This window comes from Paraburkholderia sp. (assembly GCF_049581445.1).
GTDB lineage: Bacteria > Pseudomonadota > Gammaproteobacteria > Burkholderiales > Burkholderiaceae > Paraburkholderia.
This window is the reverse complement of sequence record NZ_JBAURZ010000345.1, coordinates 23500-36797: the sequence shown is the minus strand read 5'-3', so window position 1 is coordinate 36797 and position 13298 is coordinate 23500. Positions and strand designations below refer to the sequence as shown.

General features: G+C 60.6%; 10 protein-coding genes. 4 read left to right on the top strand and 6 right to left on the bottom strand.

What is annotated here, in order from left to right; genetic code table 11:
* From WCA85_RS29235 to WCA85_RS29225, 3 genes are all read left to right on the top strand, one after another.
* On the top strand, positions 1–230 hold a 230-nt coding region (locus WCA85_RS29235), incomplete at its 5' end, for an electron transfer flavoprotein subunit alpha/FixB family protein (RefSeq protein ID WP_424068354.1).
* Positions 231–292: 62 nt separating this feature from the next.
* Positions 293–1366 (top strand): cupin domain-containing protein, encoded by a 1074-nt coding sequence (locus WCA85_RS29230; RefSeq protein ID WP_424068353.1) that lies wholly within the window; start codon positions 293–295, stop codon positions 1364–1366.
* A 26-nt stretch (positions 1367–1392) separates the two neighbouring features.
* Entirely contained in the window at positions 1393–3048 is a 1656-nt protein-coding gene (locus WCA85_RS29225) for an FAD-dependent oxidoreductase (RefSeq protein WP_424068352.1), read from the top strand.
* Between the two features lie 269 nt (positions 3049–3317).
* Here the strand turns inward: WCA85_RS29225 and WCA85_RS29220 are convergent, their stop codons facing one another.
* From WCA85_RS29220 to WCA85_RS29195, 6 genes are all read right to left on the bottom strand, one after another.
* On the bottom strand, positions 3318–4208 hold the full coding sequence (locus WCA85_RS29220; protein ID WP_424068351.1) for an alpha/beta fold hydrolase: 891 nt from the start codon (positions 4206–4208) through the stop codon (positions 3318–3320).
* Between the two features lie 18 nt (positions 4209–4226).
* Complete coding sequence (locus WCA85_RS29215; RefSeq protein WP_424068350.1) at positions 4227–5114, bottom strand: fumarylacetoacetate hydrolase family protein; 888 nt, start codon at positions 5112–5114, stop codon at positions 4227–4229.
* A gap of 86 nt (positions 5115–5200) precedes the next feature.
* Positions 5201–6355 (bottom strand): CaiB/BaiF CoA transferase family protein, encoded by a 1155-nt coding sequence (locus WCA85_RS29210; RefSeq protein WP_424068349.1) that lies wholly within the window; start codon positions 6353–6355, stop codon positions 5201–5203.
* 176 nt (positions 6356–6531) lie between these two features.
* Positions 6532–7764: a porin gene (locus tag WCA85_RS29205; RefSeq protein WP_424068348.1), complete on the bottom strand. Its 1233-nt coding sequence runs from the start codon at positions 7762–7764 to the stop codon at positions 6532–6534.
* Positions 7765–7897: 133 nt separating this feature from the next.
* Positions 7898–9412 carry an MmgE/PrpD family protein gene (locus WCA85_RS29200; RefSeq protein WP_424068347.1) on the bottom strand — a complete coding sequence of 505 codons (1515 nt, stop codon included), beginning with the start codon at positions 9410–9412 and terminating at the stop codon, positions 7898–7900.
* Between the two features lie 96 nt (positions 9413–9508).
* Positions 9509–11167, bottom strand: coding sequence for a spinster family MFS transporter (locus WCA85_RS29195; RefSeq protein WP_424068346.1), 1659 nt, complete (start codon positions 11165–11167; stop codon positions 9509–9511).
* Between the two features lie 448 nt (positions 11168–11615).
* Between WCA85_RS29195 and WCA85_RS29190 the strand changes: the two genes are divergently transcribed.
* Positions 11616–13295: an FAD-dependent oxidoreductase gene (locus tag WCA85_RS29190; protein ID WP_424068345.1), complete on the top strand. Its 1680-nt coding sequence runs from the start codon at positions 11616–11618 to the stop codon at positions 13293–13295.
* The last annotated feature ends 3 nt before the right edge of the window (positions 13296–13298 follow it).

The following is a 13298-nucleotide window of genomic DNA, read 5'->3' as shown; positions in this document are numbered from 1 at the left end:
GCTTCGTGCCCAACGACTATCAGGTGGGCCAGACGGGCAAGATCGTCGCGCCACAACTTTACGTGGCGGTGGGTATCTCGGGTGCGATCCAGCATCTGGCCGGCATGAAGGACTCGAAGGTGATCGTCGCGATCAACAAGGACCCGGAAGCGCCGATTTTCTCGGTTGCTGATTACGGCCTGGTGGGTGATCTGTTCACGGCGGTGCCTGAAATGACAGACAACCTGTAGCACGTGCCGAACCGCACCACTCGTTTGAAATCCCGTCCCTACTGACTATCGATGGAGTAGCCATGAGTGAAGCAGTGATGACAGACACGGCTCAACGCCAGGCGTTGGTCGATGAACTCAATGAGTACAACTGCCGGGTCGCGCAGCCAACCGACGGCCCGCTTTTTACGCGTGACCCACAATCGGCCATGCAACCCGCGCACTGGAAAGCGCGCGATCTCGAACGGTTGCTTGAAAAGATCGGCGCAAATCTTAAGCTCGAGGCAGGTGGCCAGCGCAGGACACTGCGGCTGGCCAATCGCGGGCTGCCGTTCGGCACGACGCCGACGTTCTGGGCATCGATCCAGTACATCCTGCCCGGTGAGATCGCCACGGCGCATCGCCATGCGGCCAGTGCGCTGCGTTTCATCATGAAGGGTCGCGGCGCCGACACGATCGTCGACGGCGAACGCTACGAGATGAATGAAGGCGATCTCGTACTGACTCCGGCATGGACGTGGCACGACCACGAACACAAAGGCGACAAGCCGATGATCTGGCTCGACGTACTGGACATTTCATTGGTTCGCTCGATGCACGCGACGTTTTTCGAGGGATCCGCCGAGCCGCGCCAGCCTGTGTCGTCCATCCCCGACCACTCCTATCGGCGCTACGGCAGCGGCATCATGAAGCCGCTCAACGACCGGACGGTGCCTGACGTCAATCCGCTGCTGGTGTACTCGGCCGAGCGTTCGCAGGAGGCGCTGCGCGCGGCGGCGGGATTGCCGCCCGATCCATTCGATGACACGGCGCTCGAATATCTGAACCCGCTAACGGGCGGCTCCGCCATGCCGACCATTGGTACCGTGCTGCAGTCGTTGCGGCCCGGTATGCACACGAAGGCCCATCGTCACACGGGAAGCGTCGTGTATTACGTAATGCGTGGAACGGGCGCCACGATCGTTGATGGCACAACCTTCGAATGGGGTGCCGGCGACTTCCTCGCGATTCCGCCGTGGGCCGTGCACGAGCACATTAATCGGTCGTCCGACACGGAAGCGATGCTGTTCCAGGTCAACGATATCCCCGCTCTACGCAAGCTCGGTCTGTACCGGGAAGAGGCCGTCGAGCCGGACGCGCAACGGGCCGCCGGGTAACGGGTACTCTCACTTGGAGACGATAGATGCAAACACCTGTATTGATAGTGGGCGCTGGCCCGATCGGACTGGCGCTTGCCGGTGACCTGGGTTTTCGTGGCGTGCCGTGCCTGCTCGTCGAGCGGACCGACGGTGAGGTGATCCAGCCAAAAATGGATATGGTCGGTGTGCGGACGATGGAATACTGCCGCCGCTGGGGCATCGTGCCGTGGGTGTACGAGGCAGGGTATAACCGCGACTATCCACAGGACTGCGCGTGGATCACCGGGCTGAACGGTTATGAGTTCGGGCGGGAAGCCTTCCCTAGCCCGAAAGAGGAGAAATGTCCTCCGCAAAGCCCTCAAAAGCGGGAACGGTGTCCACAAAATTTCTTCGACCCGGTGCTGCGCCGGTTCGCGCTGCGAACGCCTGACGTAACGATTCGCTACAACACCCAACTGGTGGAGTTCACGGAGACGGAAGAGGGGGTGACAGCCCGCTTGCGAGACACGGCAAGCGGTGAGGAAACAGTCGTCGAGGCTTCATATCTGGTCGGATCGGACGGTGGTGCGAGTGTCGTACGTCAGGCGCTGGGCATTGGTATGACCGGCGAACCCACGCTGACTTACACCACCAATGTCGTATTTCGTTGCAAGGACCTCGAGTCGTTGCATGACAAAAAACGTGCTTATCGTTACATCTTTATCGGACCGGAAGGCACATGGGCGACGCTGGTGGCGATCAACGGCCGTGATCAGTGGCGCTTCTCGCTAGTCGGCGACGAGACACGCCAGACGCACACCGAAGAGTATATGCGCAGCGCAATCGTGCGCGCGGTTGGCCGCGAGTTCGAGTTCGAGATTCTCTCGATGTTGCCGTGGGTGCGCCGTCAATTGGTGGCCGACCGCTACGGCACGAAGCGCGTATTCCTTGCAGGTGACGCGGCGCATTTGACCTCCCCGACCGGCGGATTCGGCATGAATACCGGCATTCAGGACGCGGTCAATCTGTCGTGGAAGCTCGCTGCGAGCCTGCAGGGCTGGGGCGGCGAACATCTGCTGGAGACCTACGAGGCCGAACAACGGCCGGTGGCGATTCGCAACGTCGCGGAGGCAACCGGCAATCTGAAGCGGATGCTGTCGCCGCGTGTGTTATCGCCATCGAAGGAGATTTTCGAGGATGGTCCGAACGCTGGGGCGGCGCGAATCGAGTTCGGCAACCGGTACACGGAGCTAATGAAGCGGGAATGGTTTTCGATCGGTATTCACTTGGGCTACATGTACGAGGGCTCGCGGATCATCGTTCCTGACGGCACACCGCAACCTCCCGATGAGGTGTCGAGCTACGAGCAAACGGCGAGGCCCGGCTCGCGCGCGCCGCACGTGTGGCTGAAAGACGGCCAGTCTACGCTTGATCTGTTCGGCAAGGAGTTCGTGTTGCTTTGTTTCGAAAGCGGAAAGCCTGGCACCCAGTCGCTGCTCGAAGCAGCGAAGATGCGCAACGTACCGATCAAGGCGATCGATATCGACAACGAGGCGGCTCGCGGGTTGTACGAGCGAGCCTTCGTTCTGGTCCGGCCTGACGGTCAGGTCGCATGGCGTGGCGATACGCTACCGGACGATCCTCTGGCGCTGATCGATACGGTGCGTGGAGCGGTGCGCGATCACACTCCAGTCAAACAGCCTGAACAGAGCGCGGTGTAAATGAAAGGCGCGTTCTAGTCACGTCCCTTTCCTGCGTACAACGGTGGGAAATTCTCGGAAAGCAAGGACTAGCATGAAAGCGATAACGACGGGTCGTTGGAGACGAATGGTGGACGGCGTCGCAGATGCAGCCCGGATGGTCACGTCCGCGATGATGCTCTGCGCGCTGGCTTACGTCGGCAGTCTGCCCAGCTACGAATGAAAGAAACGCACGCCGCTAACGCGGTGTGCGTTTTTCCCTGGATTGCGACCTATCGCCCGAAGGGGATTTAGACCGTGGGTGGGTGCCGTTCGAGAAACGGCATGATGGCGACGTTGAAAGCCTCATTGCGGTCGCCAGCGATCATGTGACCTGCGCCGGGCACTGTGCCGATTTCGAGTTGCGGCAAACGCGTGCGCAGTTCGTCAATGCCGTTCAGGTTGACGACATCGCTCTCGGCGCCATGCACCAGCAATGTCGGAATCGTAATCTGCTGGCACATTTCCAGTAGTCGGGCCGATTGCCGTTCGCGTTGTTCGTCGGTGCGCGCGCGGAAAAAGCCCGGATCCCAATGCCAATGCAGTCTCCCGTCTTCACGCAAACGCAGATTCTTCATCAGGCCTTGCGGGTTCTTCGGGCGAGGTCGGTGAGGGTTGTAGGCGGCGACAGCGTCCGCGGCTTCCTCGATATTGGCGAAGCCGTCATGATGGCCGTTGAGGAAGTCGTTTACGCGCTTAAGTCCCTTCGGATTGACGCGCGGCGCGATGTCCACGAGAACCATCGCACGTGCGAGCGATACCGTTGCACGGCCGATCGCGTGCATCGCGGTCATGCCTCCCATCGACGCGCCGATCATCGCCGGCACGCAGCCCATGTGCTGGCTGACCGTCTCGAGGTCGTCCGCGAGGCGGTTATACGAATAGTCGGACTTCGGCGACCAGTCGCTGTCGCCGTGCCCGCGGGCGTCGAAGGCCATTGCGTGGTAGCCGAGTTCCCCAAGCGTCCTGACGGTGCCGCGCCAGGAATGGCGCGTCTGGCCGCCGCCGTGTAAAAGAATGACGCCCGGTTGCCCGCGTTCGCCGCTGACGGTGGCCACCAGAGTCAATTCGTCGTCCGTTCTGACGCGCTCGGTGCGCAGCGCGGAGCGCCCGTGCGATTGTTCGATGTGAGCGGAATTCATGCGCGTCGTGGCCCTCGCTTAATTGACCGGCTTGTCCCAGACGGGATGAGCACCGCCTTCGCTTTGCACGACGTCGATTGCCATCGAGCCGACCCGCGCGATCTCGATGACGACCTTATCGCCGCCTACGATCGGGCCGACGCCCGCGGGCGTGCCGGTCGCGATGATGTCACCCGGATACAGCGTCATCACCGCCGATGCCATGCGAATCATCTCCGGGATATCGACAATCAGATCACGTGTACTCGCTTGCTGGCGGACCTCACCGTTGACCGAGAGCTTCAGGTCGATCGAATCATAGGCGGGCACTTCGTCTGCGGTCACGATATATGGTCCGACCGGACAGAACGTGTCGTAGGACTTGCGCATCACGCGCTCTTCCTTGCCGCGTACGACGACGTCGATCAGGCAGGCATAGCCGAAGACATGGCCAAGCGCATCTTCACGGGCGATATCGCGGCCTCCTTTGCCAATGAAGATCGCGAGCTCACATTCGTGATGAATCTGCCGGTTGGCGATACGCGGGAGCACGATGGGATCGGCTGGCCCGCTCAGGCTCGAATTCGCTTTCAGAAAGAAGCCCTGGCCGTCTGCCTTGAAGGGGGAGATGAGGCCCGTGCCTTGCTTCATCTCCTCGATGTGAGCGTGATAGTTGGCGGGAAATGCGATCACCTTGTTCGGCCAGGCAACCGGCGTTTCCAGTCTGACTTCGGCAAGCGGCTTGCGAGGCGCGGTTTGCACGAAATCTTCCAGCCTGGCCTTCAGTGACGGGAAACGATCGATGACGTGCAGCATGCCGACCGGCGGCCACGCGTCTGGGGTTGCGTTGACGTGGGCGGTGACGTCGACGATTTCATCGCCGACCACGACGCCGATGTGTCCACCGTTGAAGCTCGCGAGTTTCATGTTGGGTTCCTATGGTTGAGCGTACCGGTGCGGGCTCCGTATTTGCGTGACGTGCGCCGGGCACCGGCCGGGATAAAACGCCGTCGTCAATGTCCGCCGATATCCTGGTCGTGCTCGCCAATCGAAGGCGGTCCCGAACGGGCGGCCAATCTGCGCTCATCGAAGGTGGCCGGGTAGCGGGCCGTTCTGATGGGACCGACCGGCGAATCCACGAATTCGAAGACACGATTGTTTTGCACCTGCGCATCGTTCAGATAGTCGTCAAGCGAAAACACTGGTGCAGCAGGGACGTCCAGAGCTTCGAAACGCGCCAGCCAAAACGCGGTATCGCGCTCCTTCACCACCTCGCTGACGCGTCGGAAGAATTCTTCGGCCATGGCGACTGGATCGCGCATCTGCTTGAATTCGTCTTTCCATTGCGGGCGATCGATGGCATTGAGCGTCTTCGACATTTGCGCGCCGTTCGCGGGTGAGATGACAACGAATCCATCTGAAGTCTCCAGTACCTGGGAGGCCGGCGGCTTCCATGCTGAGGTGTCGCCTTCGAAGGTACGGTGCTGGAACATGTCGGGGAAGTTGAAGTAACCCATGACATCGAGCATCGGCAGTTTGATGTGGCCGCCACGTCCAGTCTTTTCGCGCTCATAGAGCGCCGCGAGAATTGCCTGGACACCGAATACGCCGGTGACCTTGTCGACCATGTTGAACGGCGTGACCGCAGGCTTGCCGTTGCGTCCCTCGGCCGCGACGATACCGCTGCGCCCCTGGATCAGCGAGTCGAATGCAGGCGCATTCGCGAGCGCGCCAGTGTCGCCGAAGCCATTGATAGACAGGCGGATCAGGCGCGGATTGAGCGTCCCAAGAACGTCATGGCCGAGACCTAGCGACGCCGCCACGCGAGGCCGCCAGTTTTCGACCAGGATGTCGGCCCCCGCGATGAGATTTTTCAGCCGACGCGTGCCTTCCTCGGTCTTGAGGTCGATTACCACGCTACGCTTGCCCCGGTTTGCGTTGGTCCATGAGGCGCCGAAGCCGTCGCGATTGTGGCCGAACTTGCGAAACCCATCGCCGCCGGGCGGTTCGACCTTGATGACGTCGGCGCCGAGGTCGGCAAGCATCATCGCGGCGAATGGGCCCGTCAGGAAGCTGGACGTTTCCACTACGACGACGCCGTCAAGTGGGCGCTGCGATGAAGAAGAGGTGACCGGTGCGTTACGGTCGAGGCGCTGAGGATCGGACATCGGGCATCTCACTGGTAATAGGCGCGTCAATCAGGCGCAAACGAATGTCAATGGATCAACCTTTATAAATAATGATGCATCGAATGAGGCATCGCTGTCAAGCGGGGCGCCCTTCGAAACGCAAGCGGCCGGCATGAGACGCCGGCCGCTGGTCCTGCTCGCCAAAATTGAAGCGCTCAGAACTTATGACGAATCCCGATGCGAGCGACTACCTGCTTTGACGTGTCGGACGGCGTCAGCGTCACGAAGTACGGAACCGCTGACTGTTTCGTCGAGTCGACGCCCGATGCCTTCATATACGCACCGGTGATGTAGATGTCCGTGCGCTTCGACAGGAAGTAGTCGAGGCCCGCGTTGATGGTCTGATATGCGGCGCTTTCCTTGCCGTCGATGGCGCCGCCGCGCAGATAGTTGTAGGATGCACCCGCCTGGAGCGTTGGGGTGATGAAGTAGCTGGCGTAAGCGTTGTAGTTGTTGAATGCAGCCGTGCCCGTATAGCCGAATGGATTCGTCAGGCTAAGCGTGCCCGATGCAGGGTCGTTGAGATCCTGGAAACGGATATTCGAGTAGGCCACGCCCACAATGGCTGAGCCCAACGCGTACTGGGCGGCCGACGAAAAGATCTGCAATTTCCCGGCGGAGGCGAAACCGCCATAGATCGGGTTCGCCTGCACACCGCTGGTTGCGCCGAGGTTGTTGGCAGTGGTGGAGCCCGTCGAATTGTTGCCGTAGAACGACTGGTTCGGATTGTTGATATGCATGTAGCCCGCTGCGACGCTCAACGAACTGTAGTCCCAGTGCGCGCCGAAGGAGTAGATGCTGTCGCGTCCGAATGAACCGGCGACGCCTCCGAAGCTATATAGGCCGGTGAGGGTAAGGCCGCCGATTACGGGGCTGGTGTACTTGACTGCGTTGTTGATGCGCTGGAGGTCGGCCACGTTGTCGATGTCGCCCGGGTGGTCGGCGAACGCGCCCATTGCGAAGGAGCCGGCCTGCATCGGGCCAATTGAGTCGACAATCGAATCATACTGGCGCCCGAGTGTAATGGTACCCAGCTTCGCACTGTTCAGCCCAACATACGCTTGCCGGCCGAAGAAAGTGCCGCCCTGCTGAAATTTTCCGGTGCCCACGTCGAAACCGTCTTCAACGACAAAGATGGCCTTATAGCCGCCGCCCAGATCCTCGCCGCCACGCAGTCCCCAGCGTGATGCCTGCATGATTCCGCTGGACATCAGCCACTGGCTCCCGCCCGTGCGTCCGTGCGGCGCACCAGCTTGCGCGGCTTGCACGTTATTGACGTAATTCAGGCCTTCGTCAAGCAGTCCATAAAGTGTTACGTTGCTCTGAGCAAACGCGGAACCTGCCGCGGCAAGCGTAAGGACTCCAATAAATATTTTTGCAAGCTTCACCTTTGTCTCCTGAATCGCGTTATGTCGCCAATTGATTGGAACCGTCTTTTTCGTCGCGGCGCGTGGTGGTATCAGTGGATCAACCATTGATAAATATTAGAGTGTCCACAATGAGTGTCAAACCGAGCAAACCCTAACTTCGCTGCACAACGCCATCCGCCTGCAGCGTGTGGAGCGGCGTTGAGGGACTGGTCGTCGCCAGTGCGAGTGCTGACAAGCTGTCGGCGATCCGACTGATCGGGCCGGTGTCGAGAGTCATCACGGCGTTGCTGAGTTCCCGTGCTGCATTCTGTAGCGCCGGTGGACCGTCGCCCCGCTCGCCGAGGCCGACCATGACGTTGAACTTGCGGCTAATCTGTTCATTTGAGAAGAGCGTTGAAGCGGACCATGGGTCGCCGCTTGCGTGATCAGCGGTGCAACTGAAGACCTGTCCGCGTGCATATATATCTACGCCGCCAGGCACGCCTCGCCATTGCCCGCCCGTCATCCACTCCGCGATATTCGAAGAACTCGGCTCCGCTGTTACGCTGACCCGGCTGCGGAATGCGACGATCCGCTCGTCGAGCATGGTTTGCGGTTCATACCAGAGAGGCCCAGCCGGTATTTGCCACGCGGCGGCCGCCAGCGCATGCGCATGACTGAACTCCGCACTCAGCGGATCGCGCGGTTGCTGCTCGAGAAAGATGGGAGTGAGGGCGAACGGATTGGCGCGCACCACGACCCGTTCTATCTCTTCCGGTCGCAGTTCGTGCTGCGCAAGTAGCCGGGTAAAAGCGGTCAGCGGATGATGAATCCACCGGCAGCACGGCCAGGGCTTGTAGGTGGTGTTGAGGATTTGCCAGTCGGAACCAAGCCCCGCCAGCAGCGCCTCGTCGTCGTGGCTCGGGGAACCATAGAGTTTCCAGAAGGCGTTTGGTCCGTCCAGAATGTCCTTGAACCCTGTACTGCCCAGCCGGCCAAGCAGCGCGGACGAGACACCGATTTCCGCGCACCAGCCGGCATCGGCATATTTGTACATCGGTTGTTCAACCGATTCGGCCCACTTTCGCAGTGTCGGTTGCGGCGAGTTGCTGCCGCCGATACCGAATGCGTGGTTCGCCTGTTTCGCGTCGAGTCCCGCGACGTTCACGGAGGCGCCGATTGCTGCCCACGTGATCGTCGCAGCCGGACCGCCCAGTTCATTCCAGCCGATCACCTTGCCGTTCTCGATCTGCATCGGCGCGCCCATCCAGCTTCCGATCCGCGCGCCAACATCGAAGCCGACCGCGATTGCCGTTAGCAGGTCGCGGCCGCTGCGGCCGTCCAGTTCGGCCAGCGCCAGGGCTGAAAAGACTGTCGCGTTGCCGAAGTGCGTCGAGGTTGGGAAGGTATCGTCCGCGTCGAGCACGTTGGCAAGGCGCGCATTGGCGTAGGCTGCGGCGGTCGCGGAACTTCGCTGCGTGGTGCCGAGAACGGTCGCATGAGGCTTGCCGCCGAGTAGATGGACGTAGTCGAGTGCAATGCGTCCACTTTCGGTCCGGACTGCGCCAAGCGCGCAACCGATCGTGTCGAGCAGCAACCGCTTGCTCTCGGTTACCACAGTCGCCGGGAGATCTTCGAAACGGGTATGGGCGGCGAAATCGGCAAGTCTTTGCGTAAGACTCGTCATGTTGGTTTGCTCCTGTTATAGCTGTACGATGTTTTTCGAAAGTCTCGCCCCGACTACCGATCGCGGGCGGGGCTCGGGCGGTTTCAGACAAACAGGTCAATGGATTAGTTGATGCTCGACGACCGCCTCGGTGTATTCATCCTCAGCCATTGCGTTGAAGGCTGCGAGCTCGGCACGGGCGGCTTCTTCGCCGTCCAGCAGCGAGCGACTCGCCACCAGCAGTGCCGTGATCGACACAGGTAATACTGCAAGCGCGCAAAGAATGGCGAGGCGCAGATTGCCCGACGCGTCGCTGATCAAGCCGACGCAATAGGGCCCAAGACCCAGCCCAAAGATATTCGGCCCCAACGAAAACGCGGCGAATGCCGTGCCGCGTAGACGTGGAATCACAAGATCCTGCGTGGTAGCCTGAAGCGGGCCAAACCACATCGGCACAAAGAACGTCGCGACGGCGTAGGCACAATAGAAGGTCGTTACACTGAGGGTGAGGTACTGAACGACGCTTGCCGCTGTGAAAGCCGACGCAGTAAAGCAGACGAAATAGAGGCGTCCGAAAGGATGTTTGCGCTTGGCAAAATCGCACAAGTAGCCGCTAATCGTGATTCCGAGGCCCCCCGCGATGATCGCGATGATGCCTAGGTGCAGACCCGCTTCTGCCGTCAGGCCAAGCTTGCGGCTCGCGTAGACGAATACGAAGCCGTTGACCGCATTCATCGCGAAGGCGAGAAATGCGCCGGCCACGGTGACTGCTGCGAAGGTTTTCGAACCCGTAATCAGGCGATGGGCCGCTGGGTCGCCGAGACGTGTGGCCTGATACCAGTTGGAGCAGACATACACGGCAATCGCGATGGCGAGCCACTGAACCAGATTGCTCGTTATCGACAGCCCCAGCACCGAGCCGATCTCGACGTTATGACTGGCGGAGAGGACATGGTTCGTGCCCCAGGTCGCCAACACGGCCAACAGCGCCGCTAGCAAAAGGTAGGTAGCGTTGCGTACATACTCGCGCGGGGGGGCGGCGGTCGCTCGCAGATGCATCCAGCTCCACGGCGGCACCATTGCGCCGAGGTCGCGCAGCGCATGAGCAAACGGGTGAGGATCCCGCTTGGGCGGTACTGCGTCGAGCCTGCCGCGCATCGGTTCCCGAATGGTCAGCAGCACGATCATCGCAAAGATCAGACCCGGTACGCCGACGCCGATGAACGAAGCCTGCCAGCCAGTCAATCCGAACGGCGCAGCACTGGGATCCTTGCCGTAGGCGTGTTGCCAGGCTGACACGATAGCGCCGCCAATAGCCAGCGAGGCACCGGCACCGACATAGACGCCTACCGAATACAGCGCGAGCACTGTGCCGCGGCGGGCGCGTTCGAAGTAGTCCCCCAGCAGCGAAACCGCGGCCGGGGTGGCGCTGGCTTCGCCCACGCCGACGCCGATCCGGGCGACGCCAAGTTGCGCAAAGTTGCGCGACAAGCCTGATAGCGCGGTCATCATCGACCAGAACGAGAGACCTAGCGCCAGGGTTTTCACCCGGCTCCAACCGTCGGCCAGTCGAGCGAGCGGAATGCCGAATACACAGTAGAACAAGGCGAACGAGGTGCCGTACAGCAAACCGAGTTGCGCATCGGAGATGCCCATATCCTTCTTCAGGTACGGGGCAAGAATAGTGACGATTTGCCGGTCGACGTAGCCGAACGTATAGATCAACGTCAAAATGAATAAAACGTACCAGCGATACCAGGGGCGTTCATCAGTCATGTTTAGACTCCTCAATATCAATCGACTTACCACCCGATTGGACCGGCGACGAGAGAGGGCCACCTCTGGCCATCCGTCTGGGCGAGGAGGGTTGCGGGGGCATGAAAACGGATCGCCCGAGTTTGAGCGGTGCTGCCGATACCAAGGTATGCATGGATGTCTCCAAACGGATTTATCGTTTTAGTCGCGTCGACTGTCGCCGAGCCGACAACCGTTCACAGAATAGACACGCACGGGGATGCGGCACCAATACGATTTTCCGATCCTCTTAGAGGAAGAATATTGGTGTCCCTCAAGAGGAATATCCTCTCGAAACCTTCGCAAACAGTATTGGCCCAGGTATCGCTTCGCTCGGTACAGTAGCTCCAGATCGTTTCACCTTGAGTCGATTCAGACCGGTGAGCCGTCCAGTCAAATCGACGTGTAATGGATGATGGAGCTTGCAACTATGGCGCAATTGAATTCAGCGGAACGCACGCCTGTGGTCATCGTGGGAGCGGGACCGGTCGGCCTCGCGTTGGCCGGCGACCTTGGATGGCGTGGCGTGCCGTGCGTGCTGATCGAGAAGGGCGACGGTGAGGTATTCCAGCCCAAGATGGACATGATCGGCATTCGTACAATGGAGTTTTGCCGGCGCTGGGGCATCGTCGACGATGTCGAAAATGCCGGATATAACCGCGACTATTCGCAGGACTATGCGTGGGTGTCGCAGTTACACGGCGGCTACGAGTTCGGCCGTGAATCGTTCCCCACCGTGCGTGCCGAGCCTAAGCCTGAGCAGAGCCCGCAAAAGCGCGAGCGTTGTCCGCAAAACTTTTTTGACCCGGTGTTGACGCGTTTCGCTGCGAAGACCGGCAACGTCAAGATCCATTACACCACCGAGTATGTGAGCCACATTGAGGGTGGCGACGGAGTGACGGTGCGGGTGCGCGACCTGAACTCGGGCGAAGAGCGGGACATTGAGTGCCAGTATCTGGTGGGCTGTGACGGCGGCGCGAGCCGGGTCAAGGAGACGCTGGGTATCAAGATGAGCGGCACGCCGGCCCTGACCTATACGACCAACGCAATCATTGAATGCAAGGGTCTTGAGCAACTGCACGATAAGAAGCCGGGCTACCGCTACATCTTTATCGGTCAGGAAGGCACCTGGAGCACGGTTGTCGCGATCAATGGGCGGGACTGGTGGCGGTTCTCGATCGTCGGCGACGGGACGATGCAGACCCTCTCCGAAGACGATGTGGCCCAGGCATTCCGCCGCGCCGTGGGTCGCGATGATTTCGAATTCAGGATCATTTCGCTCATGCCGTGGATTCGTCGCCAACTAGTTGCCGATGATTACGGTACCGCGCGCGTCAAGATCGCGGGCGACGCGGCCCACCTGACCTCGCCGACGGGCGGTTTCGGCATGAACATGGGCATTCAGGACGCCGTCGATCTCAGCTGGAAGCTGCAGGCGATGACCGAAGGCTGGGGCGGCCCGCACCTGCTCGATACCTATGAATTCGAGCGCCGGCCGGTGGCTATCCGCAACGTGAACGAAGCAACCAATAACCTCAAGCTAATGCTTACGCCGCGCGAAAGCCTGAGCCAAACGGTCTTCGAGCCTGGCCCGGATGGCGATAGGGCGCGCCAGATCTTCGGTGACGCCTACACGCAGATGATGAAGCGCGAGTGGTACACCATCGGCGTTCATCTCGGTTTTCGTTACGAAGGTTCGTCAATCGTGGTTCCGGACGGCTCGCCGGAACCAGAAGACACCATCAACACCTATGTCCAGACTGCCCGGCCGGGTCATCGGGCGCCGCATGTATGGCTCGAGCCCGACCGCTCCACGCTTGACCTGTTCGGGGGCGGCTTCGTTCTGGTGCGTTTCGACAAGGCGCTCGTGGTCGATCAGATCCTTGACGCTGCCAGGCAGGTGGGCCTTCCGCTGAGCGTGGCCGATATCGATGACGAGCGGGCGCGTGCACTGTACGAACGCAAGCTCGTGCTGGTACGCCCCGACGGACATGTGGCCTGGCGTGCGGATGACCTGCCTGAAGACGTGGGCGCGCTTATCGACATCGTTAGAGGCTTGCAGCCGTTGGCTGCAAGCGTGGCGGCACCGGAAGAGATGATGGCGCGATGAGGG